This window comes from Mucilaginibacter aquariorum, assembly GCF_024498135.1.
Classification (GTDB): Bacteria; Bacteroidota; Bacteroidia; order Sphingobacteriales; family Sphingobacteriaceae; genus Mucilaginibacter; species Mucilaginibacter aquariorum.
Genome location: NZ_JANHOH010000001.1, coordinates 328286 through 344747, shown reverse-complemented (window position 1 = coordinate 344747; position 16462 = coordinate 328286). Strand labels below are relative to the sequence as shown.

At 42.4% G+C, this 16462-nt stretch carries 17 protein-coding genes; 6 read left to right on the top strand and 11 right to left on the bottom strand.

Annotated features, from left to right (window positions below; translation table 11 throughout):
- Positions 1-93: 93 nt before the first annotated feature.
- The 3 genes from NPE20_RS01385 to NPE20_RS01375 all read right to left on the bottom strand — a co-directional run bounded on the left by NPE20_RS01385 (position 94) and on the right by NPE20_RS01375 (position 4214).
- Positions 94-1167: an SGNH/GDSL hydrolase family protein gene (locus NPE20_RS01385; RefSeq protein WP_256536801.1), complete on the bottom strand. Its 1074-nt coding sequence runs from the start codon at positions 1165-1167 to the stop codon at positions 94-96.
- A 115-nt stretch (positions 1168-1282) separates the two neighbouring features.
- Positions 1283-3646: an endonuclease MutS2 gene (locus tag NPE20_RS01380; protein WP_256536800.1), complete on the bottom strand. Its 2364-nt coding sequence runs from the start codon at positions 3644-3646 to the stop codon at positions 1283-1285.
- Positions 3627-4214 carry a DUF4296 domain-containing protein gene (locus tag NPE20_RS01375; RefSeq protein ID WP_256536799.1) on the bottom strand — a complete coding sequence of 196 codons (588 nt, stop codon included), beginning with the start codon at positions 4212-4214 and terminating at the stop codon, positions 3627-3629. The genes NPE20_RS01380 and NPE20_RS01375 overlap by 20 nt, the downstream gene beginning before the upstream one ends.
- A 42-nt stretch (positions 4215-4256) precedes the next feature.
- On the opposite strand from NPE20_RS01375, the gene NPE20_RS01370 reads away from it, so the two are divergent.
- The 4 genes from NPE20_RS01370 (at position 4257) to NPE20_RS01355 (ending at position 7541) form a co-directional block, all read left to right on the top strand.
- Complete coding sequence (locus NPE20_RS01370) at positions 4257-4946, top strand: YggS family pyridoxal phosphate-dependent enzyme (protein ID WP_256536797.1); 690 nt, start codon at positions 4257-4259, stop codon at positions 4944-4946.
- Between the two features lie 111 nt (positions 4947-5057).
- Positions 5058-5477 carry a GNAT family N-acetyltransferase gene (locus tag NPE20_RS01365; protein WP_435529208.1) on the top strand — a complete coding sequence of 140 codons (420 nt, stop codon included), beginning with the start codon at positions 5058-5060 and terminating at the stop codon, positions 5475-5477.
- A 2-nt stretch (positions 5478-5479) separates the two neighbouring features.
- Positions 5480-6298: a DUF3298 and DUF4163 domain-containing protein gene (locus NPE20_RS01360; protein ID WP_256536795.1), complete on the top strand. Its 819-nt coding sequence runs from the start codon at positions 5480-5482 to the stop codon at positions 6296-6298.
- Positions 6285-7541: an aspartate kinase gene (locus NPE20_RS01355; RefSeq protein ID WP_256536794.1), complete on the top strand. Its 1257-nt coding sequence runs from the start codon at positions 6285-6287 to the stop codon at positions 7539-7541. The genes NPE20_RS01360 and NPE20_RS01355 overlap by 14 nt, the downstream gene beginning before the upstream one ends.
- 12 nt (positions 7542-7553) lie before the next feature.
- On the opposite strand, the gene NPE20_RS01350 is transcribed toward NPE20_RS01355, so the two are convergent.
- The 5 genes from NPE20_RS01350 to NPE20_RS01330 all read right to left on the bottom strand — a co-directional run bounded on the left by NPE20_RS01350 (position 7554) and on the right by NPE20_RS01330 (position 11936).
- Positions 7554-8264 (bottom strand): DUF92 domain-containing protein, encoded by a 711-nt coding sequence (locus tag NPE20_RS01350; protein ID WP_256536793.1) that lies wholly within the window; start codon positions 8262-8264, stop codon positions 7554-7556.
- 142 nt (positions 8265-8406) lie between these two features.
- Positions 8407-8586 (bottom strand): hypothetical protein, encoded by a 180-nt coding sequence (locus tag NPE20_RS01345; RefSeq protein WP_256536792.1) that lies wholly within the window; start codon positions 8584-8586, stop codon positions 8407-8409.
- 192 nt (positions 8587-8778) lie between these two features.
- On the bottom strand, positions 8779-9099 hold the full coding sequence (locus NPE20_RS01340; protein WP_256536791.1) for a DUF6686 family protein: 321 nt from the start codon (positions 9097-9099) through the stop codon (positions 8779-8781).
- A 99-nt stretch (positions 9100-9198) separates the two neighbouring features.
- A complete protein-coding gene (locus tag NPE20_RS01335) occupies positions 9199-9822 on the bottom strand; it encodes an HmuY family protein (RefSeq protein WP_256536790.1) in 624 nt (207 codons plus the stop codon).
- A gap of 23 nt (positions 9823-9845) precedes the next feature.
- Positions 9846-11936, bottom strand: coding sequence for a TonB-dependent receptor plug domain-containing protein (locus NPE20_RS01330; RefSeq protein WP_256536789.1), 2091 nt, complete (start codon positions 11934-11936; stop codon positions 9846-9848).
- A gap of 96 nt (positions 11937-12032) precedes the next feature.
- On the opposite strand from NPE20_RS01330, the gene NPE20_RS01325 reads away from it, so the two are divergent.
- Together NPE20_RS01325 and NPE20_RS01320 are read left to right on the top strand one after the other, a co-directional pair.
- Entirely contained in the window at positions 12033-12971 is a 939-nt protein-coding gene (locus tag NPE20_RS01325) for a helix-turn-helix transcriptional regulator (protein ID WP_256536788.1), read from the top strand.
- Between the two features lie 37 nt (positions 12972-13008).
- Entirely contained in the window at positions 13009-13485 is a 477-nt protein-coding gene (locus tag NPE20_RS01320; RefSeq protein ID WP_256536787.1) for a DUF4112 domain-containing protein, read from the top strand.
- Between the two features lie 3 nt (positions 13486-13488).
- Here NPE20_RS01320 and NPE20_RS01315 read toward each other — a convergent pair whose 3' ends face one another.
- The 3 genes from NPE20_RS01315 to NPE20_RS01305 form a co-directional block, all read right to left on the bottom strand.
- Positions 13489-14055: a DUF6252 domain-containing protein gene (locus NPE20_RS01315; RefSeq protein WP_256536786.1), complete on the bottom strand. Its 567-nt coding sequence runs from the start codon at positions 14053-14055 to the stop codon at positions 13489-13491.
- A gap of 251 nt (positions 14056-14306) precedes the next feature.
- On the bottom strand, positions 14307-15320 hold the full coding sequence (locus tag NPE20_RS01310) for a T6SS phospholipase effector Tle1-like catalytic domain-containing protein (RefSeq protein ID WP_256536785.1): 1014 nt from the start codon (positions 15318-15320) through the stop codon (positions 14307-14309).
- Between the two features lie 8 nt (positions 15321-15328).
- A complete protein-coding gene (locus NPE20_RS01305) occupies positions 15329-16321 on the bottom strand; it encodes an SH3 domain-containing protein (protein WP_256536784.1) in 993 nt (330 codons plus the stop codon).
- Positions 16322-16462 lie beyond the last annotated feature (141 nt).

The following is a 16462-nucleotide window of genomic DNA, read 5'->3' as shown; positions in this document are numbered from 1 at the left end:
CAAGATTTCTCCTCGTACCTCATTCGAAATGACAGGGTGGTTATGCATAGTTCATAATAGATCCTTCGCTATCGCTCAGGATGACAAAGGAACCTACCACTTAAACGTCTTTGTAATGTACGCGATCAGGTCATCGGCCATAGCCTGCTGCTCTTGGGCGCTTGGGTGGCCCGGTGTGTTCTTATAAGGGAAGAAATGGGTATAAATACCTTTATCATGCAAGCCGGCAACGGCTTTTTCAATGTATCCCGGCCATGGCGAGCCTTCTTTTGTAGCATCCATAGCACCTAAAGCGCAAATTATTTTAGCCTTTGGATATTTGCTCCTGATTGATCTAATAAACTCCTTATAATGCTCAATAATAAATTCGGGTGTTGGCGGCGTAGTGCCAAAAAGCTTTTTAAACTGCGGATGCTCCTTATTTTGAGTTAACCACGAATCGTTCTGAAACAGGTTAACTATAACCAGTTCGGGAGTGTACTTCTTAAAATCCCATTTAGCGGAAGGATCATGCGCTTTAACCCTATCATAAATATCGGGCATTACATAATCAAACCAACTGATAACCACACCTATCCCGCTTTTGGATATCGAATGATAATAGGCATTAAAGTGGCGTGCGGTGATATTCGCATAGCTTTTATAGCCATTCTCAAACTCGGCTGTTCCCCTATCCTTGCCCGCGGTATCTTCAATAGCATAACCACAGGTAATGGAGTTACCGTAAAATTCTATTCTATGGGCATTAACCGGCGGTGCCAGTATTTTCCCGTTGATATTAAAGTTGTAGAAGTACAGGCTGCCCATATCATACTCGGTACGCTTAAACAGCTCTAACCTGTGGTTGCCTTTTGGCAGGCCCGATACCAGCTCATATTCTGTTGGATTTTTGGCCGGCTGTATGGCAGTATTGGTAACCCTGCCATCAACTACAACGGTTACACGATCAAGCCCTGTATCATCCCTCAAAGTGGCCTTAGCAGCTGTACCATTAAAATTGATAATTACCGACGATGCCGTCCAGGTAAGTTCGGCAGAGCTATCCTGCAAAGCAATACGGCCCATGTATTTCACACTGGGGTTATTAAAATTGATAATAGTTTGCGCCCGGGAGTTGAGGGTGACAAAGGCTAAGGTTAGGAATAGGAAAAATGCAGAACGTTTCATCAGAATAATTATTGAATTATTGATTTATTGAGTTATTGAGTTATTGAGTTATTGAGTTATTGATTTAACAGCTTGTAAAAAATATTCATCAATGCTTCATCAAAAATAAATACGTCTATTTTAAATAAACATAGGTAATCCCATCACCGCCCCTGTCCGGGTGCTCATCTTCCATACGGTCAACCTGGTCATATTTTTTCAGGTATTGGCGTATCATTTTGCGCAAAATACCATCGCCTTTACCGTGTAATATTTTCAGTGTACCAAAACCCATCATCAGGGCGCGGTCAAAAAGTTTCTCTATGGCAAACAGCGCGTCTTCGGTACGCATGCCACGTACGTCAATCTCCGGACTAAAGCTGGCGATATCGCTGGTGTGGCTATTCATTGATTTGCGCAGTTCTTTTGGTACGGCGGCTTTTGTAACCTTCTCTAAACGTTTACGCTTAACAACGGTCCGCAGTTCGCCCATAGCAATAACTACGTTGTCTTTTATCAGCTCTATCACCTGTCCTGTGGTATCGCCATCTATCAGTTTAACCCAATCGCCCGGTTTAATATCTTCATCTGCAGCCACCTTTGGTTTTACAACATCGGGTTTAACCGTGTTTTTCTGAAGTTCTACTGTTAAGTTATCGCGCAGGTTTTTGGTGATCTCTTTATCGGCATTACTACTTTTTATTTCGGCAATTGTGTTTTCAACCAGCTTGTTCGCATTCAGGATAATATTCTTTGCTTCCTGCTTGGCTTCTTTCAATAACGCTTTCCTGTTCTCGTCTAAGAAGCTTTTCAGCTCTTCATTCTCGGCCAGTAAGCTATCCACACGTCGCTGCTGCTTGTCCAGCTTTAGCTTGGTATCAAATATCTCCTTCTTTTCGCGCTCCAGGTCAACCAATAAACTGTCAACCTTTTTCTGCCCGCTGCTTATTTTGTTTTTGGCCAGGTTAAGCACATTTTGCGGCAGGCCTATTTTTTGCGCTATCTCAAAAGCATACGAGCTGCCCGGCTTGCCAACCTCCAGCATATACATGGGCAGCATTTCGGTATTATTGAACAGCATGGAGGCATTCTCTATCCCCTCGGTATGGCTGGCGAAGATCTTAAGGTTAGAGTAGTGCGTGGTCACCATGCCCCTCACCTTTTTATGGTTCAGCGCTTCCAATACGGCTTCGGCAATGGGGCCGCCAAACTGCGGGTCGGTACCGGTACCAAACTCATCTATCAGTATCAGCGTTTTGCCATTGGCATCTTCCACAAATTTCTTCATTTTAGATAAATGAGCGCTATAAGTACTCAAATCGCTTTCAATCGACTGGTCATCACCAATATCAACAAAAATCTGCCTAAACACCCCTACCACGCTATCGGCACTTGCAGGTATCAATAAACCTGCCTGTACCATCATTTGCAGCAGGCCAACCGTTTTCATACAAACAGATTTACCACCGGCGTTAGGACCCGATACTACTATCACCCGGGTACCTTCGTCAATGCCAACATTAAGCGGCACAACGGTTTTATGGTCTTTCTTAAAACTCAGGTATAGTAAAGGGTGGCGGGCATTTAGCAACCTTAGCCTTGCTTCGTTAACCACCTTGGGCATTTCGCCTTCAATATCAATAGCAAACAGGGCCTTGGCTCGTACAAAGTCGAGCTTGGTAAGCAAGCCGTGGTACGATAACAAAAGCGGCACATAAGGCCTTAATTCGTCCGTTAACGAGGTTAATATCTTAATGATCTCGCGGCGGCGGTCAAACTCCAGGTCGCGGATACGGTTATTGAGCGAGAACACTTCTTCCGGTTCGATATACACCGTTTGGCCCGATGCCGATTCATCATGTATAAAACCTTTTATCTTTCGCTTATTCTCGGCCAATAAAGGGATACAGATGCGGCCATCACGCACGGTTAACGAACCATCGGCCGTCCAGCCGTTGCTTGATGCGGTTTTAAAGATCTGGTCTATTTTTTTACGGGCTTCCTGTTCGGCCTTGGCAATACCTGATGTGATATCCATCAGCTCGCGCGATGCATTGTGCCTTATTTTCCCTTTTGGATCGATGATCAGATCTATCTTTTTCAGGATAGCTTTCTCTATCGGCAGGTGTTCAAACAGGGCTTCCAAATTGGGGTATACGCCTTCGCGTTCGCTAAAATAAGCTATCACCGCGAAAACGGTAGTTAACGACGCCTGTACCTGAAAAAACTCTTCCTCAGATAAAAACGAACCTTCGATGCGCGCCTTATTGGCCAGCGATTTTATATCGTAAAAATTATTTATAGGCAGGGCTGCATCATTCTGCAGGATGTTCTTAAACTCGTTTGCCTGGTTCAGGAATTTGGCAATCAGGTCATAATTACTCATTACCTGGATCTTATTAACCATTTCCTGGCCCATAACACTAAGGCAATGCGCTTTTATCAGTTCCTTTACCTCGGTGAACCCAAGCTTATCTGCGCTATTGAGGGGATACAGCATTCTTAAATTTCTTTCGGGCTTGTTTAGTTTTGTTTGCGCTACGCTTTACTGAATCGATCCTGGCTTTCGTAGCAAGTTTCCTGGCTTGCCTCATGGAATCGATCCTGGCTCTAGCGTTTAGTTTCCTTGCAACCGGCTTTATTGTATCAGCAGGGTGCTTTATTGAATTTGTTTTACTTCTCGCAGCACTATCAACCTTGTTTTTTGCATCATTTTCCTTCTTCTGCGCCTGGTTTATAGAGTCTATTTTAGCTTTAATAATAACATCTATCTTATTATACATTTCCTGTAACCTATCCGGTTGTGTAGTATAATATTTCAGGCTTTTTTGAAATTGATCATCGGTTGTATGATGTTTTTTAAACACAGCAACATATTTATCCCTCCCATATTTATAAAGGCTATCGGGTATTTGCGGCAGCGAATATATAGCTCCATCAGTTATGTGTACATCGGTAAGTAAGCTTATCATCTCCTTCTCTTCAATGATACCATTTGGCACATCATTGCTTTTGCAAGCGGTTAAATAAAGCAATACTGAAAAAAACAAGCTTATATATTTTTGCATTCTGTAATTTAGCGGCGTTATAAAAAGCAAAATTACGGATAAATGAGCATTGCAGATAATATCAAAAGCTTAAAAAAAGAAACCGGGGATATAAATGTTACCCTGCTGGCTGTTTCTAAAACAAAACCGGCAGCAGACCTGCAGCAAGCCTATGATGCCGGGCAGCGTTTATTTGGCGAAAACACAGTACAGGAATTGGTTGAAAAGCAGGAACAATTACCTAAAGATATTGAATGGCACTTGATTGGCCACTTGCAAACCAACAAGGTTAAATATATTGCGCCCTTTGTAAGCATGATACAATCTGTTGATAGTTTAAAACTTTTGCAGGAAATAAATAAGCATGCCGAAAAAAATAAGCGTGTGATTGACTGCCTGCTGCAAATTTATATTGCCGACGAAGAAACCAAATTTGGCTTAGGATTCGACGAAGCTATTGAGCTGTTACGCAGCGAGGAATACGCTACTTTAAAGAATATTCGCATACGCGGATTAATGGGTATTGCCACCAATACCGATGTTGAGAAGCAGATAAAAGATGAGTATTACGAGTTGAAAACCTTTTTCGACGGTATAAAAGTGAGTTTCTTCCGTAAGGAAGAATCGTTTGATACATTGTCTATGGGCATGTCGTCTGACTATAAGGTTGCAATTGAACAGGGCAGTAATATGGTACGTTTAGGCAGCACTATATTTGGCAGCCGTGTGATTAAACATTATAAAAATAATTAACAGAATATTTAAATGAGTGATACTACAAACTCAGCAAATCAAAAACTTCCCCTTCAGGGGGTTGGGGGGCTTAATATCCGTGTTGCTGTAAAGGCAGATTGCCCGAGGCTGATGGAACTTGTTCATGAACTGGCTTTATTTGAACGCGCACCCGAAGAAGTTACCGTTACCCTGCAAGAATTTGAAGATGCCGGTTTTGGAAACAAACCTGTTTGGAAGGCTTTTGTGGCAGAGGCTGATGGTATCATAGTTGCGTTTGCCTTGTACTATGTTCGCTATTCTACCTGGAAAGGAAATAGACTTTATCTGGAAGACCTGATAGTGACCGAAGAATATCGCGGTAAAGGCATAGGGAAGATCTTGTTTGACCGTCTGTTTCAGGAAACCCGTGAACTGGGCTTTAGCGGCATGGTTTGGCAGGTGCTTGACTGGAACGAACCTGCAATAAACTTCTATAAAAAATACGAGGCAAACATAGAAGCCGGTTGGTTAAATGCATCCTTATCAAGAGAACAGGTAGCTAATTTATAATTATGAAAGTAACATCACTCCTGCTTTTAGCTGTTTTAGGGTTAAGCGCGTGCAAATGGGGCGATCCAGGTAAAAAAGAACCCGACGCCATATTTAAAGATACGCTTGCCTATACCTACCAGGCCATACACGAGCGTGCCGCCGATTGTGGCAGCAAACCGGATAGTGCATGTACTGTAGTTAGTATAAAATATCCGCTGTTTAAAGGCAAGGCTGTTTTGAATGATACTATTAAGCATAAACTGTTAACCCTTTTTATGCTGAGCGAAAAGCCGGATACCAGCTTGAATACAATGGCTACGAATTTTCTAAAATCGTATGCAGATTTTAAAAAAGACAATCCAAAATCGGCCATGTATTACATACTGGATAGCTATGTTAAAGTTATAGGCCAGGATTCGGCGTTGGTAGCGCTTGAGTATGGCGGCTATAATTTTCAGGGAGGAGCGCATGGTGCAAGCTTTACCGGTTTTATAAACTGGGATGGTAAAACCAACAAAAACGTAACGGTTGATGATATTTTGGTGGATGGCTACCACACCGAACTAACAAAAATAGCCGAGCAGATCTTCAGGAAGAATGAAAAACTGACCGACACCTCTTCCCTTGCGCGCGATTACTTTTTTAAGGATAATAAATTCGCCCTGAATGAAAATTACTCCATTACACCCGCGGGCATCAAATTCGTGTATAACCAATACGAGATAAAACCATACGCGGCCGGTAAAACGGAATTGCTGCTACCCTATTCACAAATTAAAAAATTAATGCGACCGCAATCTGTCGCTGCACAATACATACATAAAAATGCTGGTATTTAAGTTCGGCGGGGCATCTGTTAAAGATGCAGAGGGTGTTATAAACCTGGGCAATGTTGTAAATAATTACATAGGTAATCAAATATTGGTGGTGGTATCTGCCATGGGTAAAACCACTAATGAGCTGGAGAAACTGACCAATGCTTATTTCAATGGAACAGATGATCTGCATGAGATATTTGAAGGGATAAAAGAATATCACTACCATATAGCCCACGAACTGTTTGGCGAGAACCACCCGGTGTTTAATGATATAGCCAATACCTTTGTAGAGATTGACTGGATGATAGAGGACGAACCGCACGACGATTACGACTTTATTTATGACCAGATCGTATCCATCGGCGAACTGGTATCTACCCGTATTGTTAACGCGTGGTTCAATCATAAAGGCATCACCAGTAAATGGCTGGATGTGCGCGGCTATATCCACACAGATAATACTTACCGTGAAGGGATTGTAGATTGGGATAAAACCCGTGCAAGCATCCAAAAAGATATCCCTGCGTTGTTAAATAACAGCATAGTGGTAACACAGGGCTTTTTGGGCGGTACATCAGAGAATTTTACTACAACGCTTGGCCGCGAGGGTTCTGATTATACGGCATCTATACTTGCATCGTGCCTTGGGGCCGAATCTGTTACCACCTGGAAAGATGTGCCCGGCATATTAAACGCCGACCCAAAGTTTTTTGCAGACACCATTAAGTTTGACGAATTAAGCTATCAGGAGGCCATAGAGATGACTTATTACGGGGCGAGTGTTATCCATCCAAAAACCATAAAACCGCTGCAGAACGCCAACATCCCCCTATTGGTTAAGCCATTTACTCACCCCGATGCACCGGGCACGGTGATAAAGGCTGATGTGATCAGCAAATTTGAGAGGCCTGTTATTATTGTAAAACAAAACCAGGTGTTGCTCTCCATATTCACCAACGATTATTCTTTTATCTCCGAGAGTCATTTAAGCGAGATCTTCGGCGTATTTGCAGATCATCACATAAAGGTTAACCTGATGCAAACATCGGCCCTAAGCTTTACCGCCTGTATTGATTACGCTGCAGAGCGGTTTGATAAGCTATTGCTGGCATTAAAAGAACTGTTTAAAGTGAAATACAACAGCGATCTCACGCTGACAACTTTAAGGCATTATACTGATGCTACACTTGATGAATTAACAGCCGGCAGAACAGTTTTAATGAAACAAACCAACAGGAATACCGCGCAGGTTGTGTTAAAGTAACTGATTAATACATTAGCTATAATACGTTAATAAACAGCAAACTATAGATGCTACAAATGTATTCAGGAAGTTAACTTCGTTATTATTTATATAGCCTTTTCTTTCCAGCGTGGCGCCCAAAACGGAATCGGCTATGTTACCCACTGCGCCGGCAATTATAATGTATAAGAACATGCTGTTCCAACCGAATACGATAGCGTAAACGGCCGCTATAACCGCCGCGCCTACAATGCCGATGAGTGTACCCTCTAAACTTATTACCCCATCCCTGCCCTTTTCGTCAGGTTTAAAAGTGATGATGTTATAGAACCTCTTACCGTAAACAGTACCCAGTTCTGACGACAAGGTATCTGCGGTAGCCGATGCTAATGCTGCCGCTGTTAATACTGTTGCCAATAAAGCGTTTTCGGGTAGTATAAAGGCAAGCAAACCTAATATCGCCGGTACACCACCGTTGGCTAGTACCTGCCGGGCATCACGCTTCTCGGGGTGCTGGCCATCACCTAACTTATTCTTCGCATTCTTTTTGTGGGATGTGGCTATTGTGGCTAAAACAAAGAATGCAGCCAGCATAGTAATGCCTGTAAACCCGGTGCCCATGTAAATACAGAAAGCAACCACACCGCCGGTTATAGCGCCACTGCCGGTTAATTTGTCGGTTTTATAGCTGGCATAACAGGCTGTAAGCAATATAATTGCGAAGATGATGTAGGTTAGGGGCATTGTGCGTCAAACATATAACTTTTTTTGTTTAAAGGAGTAGTATGATAAATCCCTTTTTCCCTTTGTTGGTGGGACACCAACAAGGAGAGAACTTTAATAAAAAACGCCCTTAGCTTTCACTGAGGGCGTTTAAGGTATTAACTTATGATTTTTTTTGTTGGGGCTTGTGGGCGCTGTCCCTGCTCGATGTTTGATCGGAGCGCTGGCCACCGCCATTGCTTACCCCTTTTTGTTTTTGTGTTTCCTTAGCATCGGTAAAAGCACGATCGGCAGTTGTAGAACCTTGTCCGGTTACGTTGTTTTTTGAATCCTTAGTTTTCATAACAGATGTATTTAAGTTTACAGTTTGGCCCGTTACCGGCCTTTGCTATACTCTTGCAACAACTGTACCGATTTCAGTTGGCAGTAAACAGTTTGCAGTTTGCATTATTATTTAGTTGGCAGTTCCAAGTTTGCAGTTTGCAGAGAAAGGCCACCCGCTATTGCAAACTGCTAACCGCAAACTGCCTACCGCCTACTGATAAATGGTATTATACACTTCCATCAGGTACATAGCTTCCAGCATAGCGGAATTAAAGTCTTCCCACTCGGCTTCGGTAAACACAAAGTTGATATCAAGGTTTGGCGTACACAGTACTACCCGCTCAGATCCATCCGGGAATGGGTAACATCTGTCCTCAAAGTCCATTTCCTGCGTAAAGCGATGAAACGACGTGAATTGCTCGGATGTAAAACATAACATCAAGTTTTGGTGCCATATATTTAACATGCCGCAATCGGCGCAATGGCTTATAACAGATTGTCCCCGCTGAGTTAGTATCCTGGTTTCGCACATAATGGTGATGTTTTAATTGGTGCCTGAATCGCCCGCGGCAAACGCTCTAAAATACCGCAGGCAAAAACAGGACTTATTATTTTTAATTAGCTCATTTATCTATTGTAATGTAGTGCTGCCATCAGCCTGGTAAGCAAACCTAAAGGTGTAGAACCTTGATGGTGACGTTGTTTCCCTGTTCATAAAATCTGCAAATACCGGTGTGGTGGTATCGGGGTTACCTTTGTAATAGCTTTTCATCTCCAGTTTGGCATATTTACCATCACCGGTCTTTATTACAATAATTTTACCCGGGACTGCAAGTACCGCATGATTTGGTACACTGTTGGTATTGGTGTACAAGTACCAACCGCTTATTGCATTAGCACCTGTAGCATCGGTTTTATAACCGTCGGCAGGTGCTGTTTTTAAGTCGTCAAAAGTACTGTTAACTATTTGTGCCTGTGTTTTACCTGAACCAGATGTACCGCCATTTACAAAAATATTTGTTGATGAGAACTCAATATCCCATTTGCCTGCAGCGATGTCATCCCCTGTAACTTGTTTGTTTGTGCTAAGGCTATAATATACTGCTGCCTTACTGCCATCTAAATCGGCTACGGTACTGATGGTAAGGGTTACGGGTTTATCCGGCTCGGGTTCATCATTGTTTTTACTGCACGATGTTACCAGTAAGGCAGTGCTGCTAAATAATACTAATGCAAGAGTTTTAAATTTATTCATGTTGTTTGTTTAAGTGTGTATGATTATTGTTTGTTAAGATTATAAGTGATACCAGCGTAAACCAGCGTGCCGGGCAGGTTGCTTATAGCTCCCGGATTTTTATAGTTGCCCAGGTTCTCGCCGGTCAATTGCAGGCGTAATTGATTATTGATAAACAGCTTTGATACCGATGCATTAAACAGCACATAACCTTTCACGTACTCGTCATCGCGGTTAACTATGCCATTGCCATCTACATCCGAGAAACCATAACGGCCACGGTAAATAGCCCGTACCGATGTAATAATGCCCGTTTTATCATCCTGGTAAGCAATACGGGCATTGGCCATGTATTTAGATCGGTTTAATAAACCACCGTACTGGCTCTTTTTAACCTTTACCGTTTCGCGGGTTGCCTGGTCGGTACCAAACACCTGCCCTGCTTTAATTTTATCCAGCACGGTTTGGTCGTAAGCTTCCAGGTATTGCATGCCGCCGGCTACCGTCCAATGTTTTAAAAAGCTGTAGGTTACATCGGTTTCGGCGCCCTGCGTATAAACATGCTGAAGGTTTAGGTAAGAAAATACTGATTGTCCGTTTGTTTTGATAGCAATAGGTTCAGAGTCTATTAAATCGCGGATATTATTGCGGAATAAGTTAACCGTCCACATTAAGTTGGTGAACGGACGGTAGCGATAACCAAAGTTGTAAGCGGTAGAACTTTCCGCGTTCAATGTCCGTAATGACGCAGGGTCTATTAATATGCTTGCTATCTGCCCCTGGTCCAGCAGTTTTTGTAATTCAAAAGCAGCTTCTTCGGTACCAAACACACTGTAGCCAACAACCGCATTGGTAAAGTTTAGGTATAACTGCCTAAAATCTGGCGCTTTATAGCCTTTACCTGTAGATGCCAGTATCACAAATTTATCGCTCAGCTGATAGCTGGCTGCCAGTTTGGGGCTAAACTGTGAGCGGTAAACACTGTGCGTATCAAAACGCCCTCCGCCTATAATGTTCAGCCTTTTAAAAGGTGTCCAATCGGCCTGCCCATATGCGTAGCCGGATTGGAAGGTCTTTTTCTCGTTATAACGGGTAGCTACAACACTTTCGGTTTGCCCGCCTACGCCGCCGGTAAACCTTAAGCTGGTTAATATCTTATAATCGCCCTGCAGTTCGGCACGGTTAAAGTTTTGGTCGAAAAACGTTTCGTCGTATATTGAATTATCCGCGGTATTTCGCAATAGCGATTTCGTACTATATCCCGCATGGTAAAGCCTTACATCGCCGGTAAATTTCTCCGTAAAACGATGCGTTAACCCCGCAGATATATTCAGGTCTTTTTCGGTACCATCGCCGGTTATGCGGTCATCATCAACCAAAAAGTTGTTGTCCGCGGTATTGGTATAGTTACGTACCTGGATCTTAACATTAGTGGCATCACTAAATTTATACCCCAGCCTGCCGTTTAAGGTATAGCCAATAAATGGCGATACGGTTGCGCTGCCAGATTGAGGCACCAAAGTATACCCACCGCTGCTGTATCTGTTTACAAATCCTGATAGCGATAAGCGCTGGGTAGCATAACCTCCGTTTAAAGAGATATCCGCATTCTTATTAGTACCGTACCGTGCCGAAATACTACCCGAACCACCCAACGGTGGCGTAGCCGATATAATATTAATTACCCCGGCCATGGCGTCGCTGCCATATAAGGACGATACCGGCCCCTTTACGATCTCTATTTTATCAATATTATTTGTGGTGATGCGAGACAGATCGAGGATGCCTGTTGTACGGCCGATAAGCGGCAGGCCATCCAGCATTATCATAGTATAATCCGGACTAAAACCCTGGATCTGAATTCCCTGTCCGTGTGCGTCGGGTAATACGCTTAAACCGGTTTGCTCGGCAAGGATTTCATTCAATCGTACCAATCCCCTGTTCTTAATTTCTTTATTGCTGATGGTACTTACCGGCATGGGCAATTGCATCAGGCTTTTTGCTGTGCGGGTGGCGGTAACAACCACTTCCTTTAGTTTTTTGGTCTTAGATGTATCTGTAGATAAGGTATCTGTATGCTGTGCTTTGGCACTTACAGCAGTAATAGTTAGCATGCAGACAAAGATGTATTTCATTTATTTAGACTAATTAAAAATAATAATGCAAATTTGCACTAAGATTAGCCAGCTGGTTAACGCCAAACGGATTGAAAACAACGCCAAACGGATTTTATGCAACTAACCTTTACATCCTTATCATCCGAAGCAAAAAGTATAACCCTTCCCTATCCTGCAGATTTGGCCGGGTCAGGGCCTTATGAAGAACGTGTTACTGAATTAAATGAAAACTGGGGGAAGTTCAAGATCAGCGATCTATGGTTTGACGGCGTATGTGTTTGCACTATAGAAATCAATATAAAACAGCCATGCACTATCAATTTACACTGCGATAATTTTTGCTGGATAATGAGTTTTGTATTAGATGGAGAGTTAAGCGCGAAGTTTGGTAACGGTAAATTGCTGGCATTAAAAGATGGCAGATATCATACTATCTGTACCTCGTTATTAAATACCGACTTAATTTATGAACGATCTGCAAAGGTTTTTGCCGTGTGCCTTACACGCAAGTTTATAAGTAAACTTATTGGGAAAGAACTGAAGAAAGACACGATCATAACTAAAGGTAATTATAGGCACACCCGCCTGCATGCCATTATAAAAGAGATAATGGAGGCCCCGCAGCAGGGTTATATCCGCAGAATTTATATTGAATCGAAGATCCTGGAGCTATTATCCTTACAGCTGCAGCAGGCTGAAAGCAGCCAGGGAGTACCGAGAGGTTTTAACCGGGAGGATATTGCCCGTTTGCAGGAAGCTAAAGCGTATATTGCTCAAAACATGCAAACCCCATGTTCGTTAATTGAGCTGGCCCGCAAAACCGGGCTAAATGATTTTAAGCTAAAGAAGGGCTTTAAAGCCCTGTTTGGCAATACTGTGTTTGGTTACTTGTTTGATTTACGGATGGATACTGCCTATACCCTTTTACAGGATGATAAAAGCGTAAGCGAGGTTGCCGAACTAATAGGCTATAAAAATCCACATCATTTTACCGCGGCCTTTAAAAAACGGTTTGGATTTTTGCCCAGCCAGGTAAATAAAATGCAGCTTTAAAACAAATATCCCGCTCGTTTATTCAATTAACAGGCGTATGGACAAATCAAAACAAGTAGTACTAAGCGGTCAGCTTAAATGGGTAGAACGGATAGCATCTGTTATGGATGATAAATTTAGGATACCCGGCACAAACTTCCGTTTCGGCCTCGACCCCATCCTTAATTTAATACCATTTGCCGGCGATATATCCGGCTTTTTGGTATCGGCCGCTTTGCTGTATGTGATGGCTAAAAATGGGGTAAGCCGTAAAGTACTTATTTTAATGGCTATTAATATTAGTGTTGATGCTGCCATTGGCGCCATACCCTTATTGGGGCAGATCTTTGATTTTTATATAAAAGCCAATACCCGCAACATAAAATTACTAAAAGAACATTACCAGGAAGGCAAGCATGCCGGCAGCGGTAATGGTATTATCGCTATCTTATTAATTGTATTACTGATAGTAATAAGCGTGATACTTTACCTTAGCTATATTGCCTTACGCTGGTTGTTTACGCAGTTTAGATAACCGCTATTCGCGTTTAAAGGTATAGGGCATATCCTGGATGGTTCCGGTTGACACGGTTGCCAGATCAATTGATATTATACCGCCATCTTGCCCATAATTATACTTTGACGAAGTAAAACTAAACGTACCGGTTATAATTTTCTTCACTGTATCAATGCCGGCTATTACTAATGTACCCGAATTTGGCTGCACTGTACCAAATGGCTCGAAAACATAATTGCCCCCATTATCTTTTTTTTGTGTGGAATAATTAAATAACAGGTTTGAAGTTGCATCAACATTATAAGTACCTATTGTTAACCCACTATTATCTGCCGGGCTTGGGTCGGTAAAAACAATCTCTACTTTCTTTTGATCTTTAACACCGCTGCAGGAAAACACCTTGGTTTTTAATGCAGCATTATAAGTTATATTGGCCGCTATAGTGTCCGGTGTCCACACGGTGGTATTGATATAGGCCTGAAAAGCCGGGGTGGCGACTGCAGCAGCTGCGGGAGTATCTTTTTTACAGCCTTGAGATAAGATAACAACCGGGATGATGAACAGGAAAAGGGCGTTTTTTTTTTTCATTTTACAAATACATTTTGCGACTAAACTAAAATGATTTGCAAGCAGAAAAATTGAATTTGCATATTTTAACAAATGGCCAAAACAAGCTTTCTGGCCCTGTTAATTTTATATTTTAATATACTGCTGATACTAAGGCTATTGAATTTTAAAAAAGGGTTTACAAGGATATGATCATAAAAAACGGGCTTACATATTTTAACATTTAAAATGTTAAAATATGTAAACTCATAATGGCTTAAACAGGTTATAGCTTATAATTCATACTTATAACCAATATCCGCGTCAGCGCGTTGTAGCACAGATGGGTGCAGGCTTTCATTGGTTCGCGGCTTTTGTGATATTTTCCGTACAAATTGCCCTAACAGCGAAAATGGTAAACCATTAGAATTGTAGATCTCCCCTTTTACATTGGGCTTAATTTGTGCCTGTATATAATTTTCCTCAAAACTTAAGCCAACTCCCTTAGCTTTCTCTATCATCCATTCTAAAGCTGTATCGCTAAGGCCTTCGTCCGGGTAACCTCCACCAATGTTTGAGTGTACCCCGACAAACCATACTTGCTCTAGTACCTGTTTTATGTTATTCTTGTCTACATTTTCGCTTTGCTGCCAAAGGGCAGGTTCAAAATTCTTCCTGCGCTCGTCAATAGCTAATGCGTGGTAAGCATAGTCAACATAACTGCTTAAAGTAGTATCATGAAACTCATACTTCTTTTTTTTATAAAATAGCTTCAGCGGTACGCCCAGCGCACCTACTGTATCCCAAACTGCAATAAATTTTATACGCACGTCTGGCTGGCTGTACTGCTTTCTAAAGTTTTCGGCAATATCACCCTCCGGATGTTTAGCCATGTTGCTCCTATCGCGGTACATATCATACGCCTGTTGTATCAACCGTAGGTTATTGTTCTTTACAAGGCCTGCCGTTCTTATCAAACCTGCCAGGCTGCGTACCGTGTAAGCTCCACGACTAAAACCGAAAAGAAATATCTCGTCCCCTATCTCATAATTCCAGATAATAAATTTGTAGGCGTCCAATATATTATCATCAAGCCCACGGCCAATGGCGCCGTCTATTATACGGCTTAGCTTTGACCCGCTTGATCCTATGCCCTGGTCATAAAACTTTATCTGTTTAACGTGCTCATCATCCTCATTACAAATAGCTTCAAATATCTTCTGCACATTAGTGCGGATGATTGTCCCTTTATACATATCGCCCGGCTTGTTCCAGGTACCATCGCTGCAAACTATAATACGTTTCATAAGCTATGTTAATTAGTGAACGCCAAAAAATCCTTGCTTACCCATCGGTCGTCCATGTTTACTTTACACCAGCCATTTTCTTCCTTCACAATAAACAGTTCCTGCCCTTTGGTATACGAACCCAGTTTTTCAAAGTCTTTACCCGGGCCATTACGGGCATTTAGGGTGTCGGCCTTTACTGTCGCCCTTTTTACCTCTGTTGTGTATTTGGCTAATACCCAATGTTCCTGACTGCCGGAGATCTTATACCAACCATTGCTTTCTTTATATACCCTTAGTACCGCCCCCAGGGTTGCGGCTGTCCTATCCGTAACCTTGTTACTTGCGGCATCGGGCTTGGTGCGGATGTTTAATGACGATGCTGTAACGGTTACATATTTTAATATTGCAGTTGTATCAGCAACGGGCGCCACAGGCCCGCCGGCCAGCGCAACCAAAGGCAAAAAGTTGGCCACACAGTCTTCTACCTTGTTACCACCAAAAAAGCCTGTTCCGGGGCAGGTCTTATTATTCCTTGTGCCATTATTACGTTCGCCGGTGCTCAGATCAAACCAATGATGATAAACAATGCTATTGGCATTTACCGGCAGGTGAAACCGGGAACATAGTTTTGCGGTAATGCGGATAATGGTATCGCGGTGCGCCGGGGTCATAGCATCTTTACCTTTATCAAAGTTGCCGAGGTTCTCAATACATATGGCATGTGCATTTTGCCCTACTATACAAGCGGGCGAAGTTTCAAGCGAACGACCCGTCATGATGCTGCCATCGGGGAAAGTTGTAAAATGCTGGCCAATGTCGCTCCATCCGTTATGGGTTACATGATAACTTTTCATGCCTTGCTGCAACGCGAAATGGTTGCTCCCATTAAACTGTGCATACGCCGGGCTAAAAGTGTGATGTTCCTGGATGGTTAAAATGGTACGCGCAAGGCGAAGAGCGTCTATCCAGGTTTCAAATTCCTGAATGGACATTAAGGTAAAGCCTGATTTTGTTGTCATGATGATAGGTTAGATTATATTGACTTACACTCATCTAACTAAATATGATTATAAGTTCAACGATCTAATATCGACAAATTCTGGAGTATTACATTAAAAAACTCAACATAACTTCCTGATTGATACAATAATGTGTAGAAA

Bases quoted from the DNA above. Each gene is read 5' to 3' on its own strand.
- NPE20_RS01335 (WP_256536790.1), bottom strand. From the start codon at position 9,822: ATGAATAAATTTAAAACTCTTGCATTAGTATTATTTAGCAGCACTGCC.
- NPE20_RS01325 (WP_256536788.1), top strand. From the start codon at position 12,033: ATGCAACTAACCTTTACATCCTTATCATCCGAAGCAAAAAGTATAACC.
- NPE20_RS01340 (WP_256536791.1), bottom strand. From the start codon at position 9,099: ATGTGCGAAACCAGGATACTAACTCAGCGGGGACAATCTGTTATAAGC.
- NPE20_RS01345 (WP_256536792.1), bottom strand. From the start codon at position 8,586: ATGAAAACTAAGGATTCAAAAAACAACGTAACCGGACAAGGTTCTACA.
- NPE20_RS01385 (WP_256536801.1), bottom strand. From the start codon at position 1,167: ATGAAACGTTCTGCATTTTTCCTATTCCTAACCTTAGCCTTTGTCACC.
- NPE20_RS01375 (WP_256536799.1), bottom strand. From the start codon at position 4,214: ATGCAAAAATATATAAGCTTGTTTTTTTCAGTATTGCTTTATTTAACC.
- NPE20_RS01380 (WP_256536800.1), bottom strand. From the start codon at position 3,646: ATGCTGTATCCCCTCAATAGCGCAGATAAGCTTGGGTTCACCGAGGTA.
- NPE20_RS01365 (WP_435529208.1), top strand. From the start codon at position 5,058: ATGGAACTTGTTCATGAACTGGCTTTATTTGAACGCGCACCCGAAGAA.
- NPE20_RS01320 (WP_256536787.1), top strand. From the start codon at position 13,009: ATGGACAAATCAAAACAAGTAGTACTAAGCGGTCAGCTTAAATGGGTA.
- NPE20_RS01310 (WP_256536785.1), bottom strand. From the start codon at position 15,320: ATGAAACGTATTATAGTTTGCAGCGATGGTACCTGGAACAAGCCGGGC.
- NPE20_RS01360 (WP_256536795.1), top strand. From the start codon at position 5,480: ATGAAAGTAACATCACTCCTGCTTTTAGCTGTTTTAGGGTTAAGCGCG.
- NPE20_RS01330 (WP_256536789.1), bottom strand. From the start codon at position 11,936: ATGAAATACATCTTTGTCTGCATGCTAACTATTACTGCTGTAAGTGCC.
- NPE20_RS01370 (WP_256536797.1), top strand. From the start codon at position 4,257: ATGAGCATTGCAGATAATATCAAAAGCTTAAAAAAAGAAACCGGGGAT.
- NPE20_RS01350 (WP_256536793.1), bottom strand. From the start codon at position 8,264: ATGCCCCTAACCTACATCATCTTCGCAATTATATTGCTTACAGCCTGT.
- NPE20_RS01305 (WP_256536784.1), bottom strand. From the start codon at position 16,321: ATGACAACAAAATCAGGCTTTACCTTAATGTCCATTCAGGAATTTGAA.
- NPE20_RS01315 (WP_256536786.1), bottom strand. From the start codon at position 14,055: ATGAAAAAAAAAAACGCCCTTTTCCTGTTCATCATCCCGGTTGTTATC.
- NPE20_RS01355 (WP_256536794.1), top strand. From the start codon at position 6,285: ATGCTGGTATTTAAGTTCGGCGGGGCATCTGTTAAAGATGCAGAGGGT.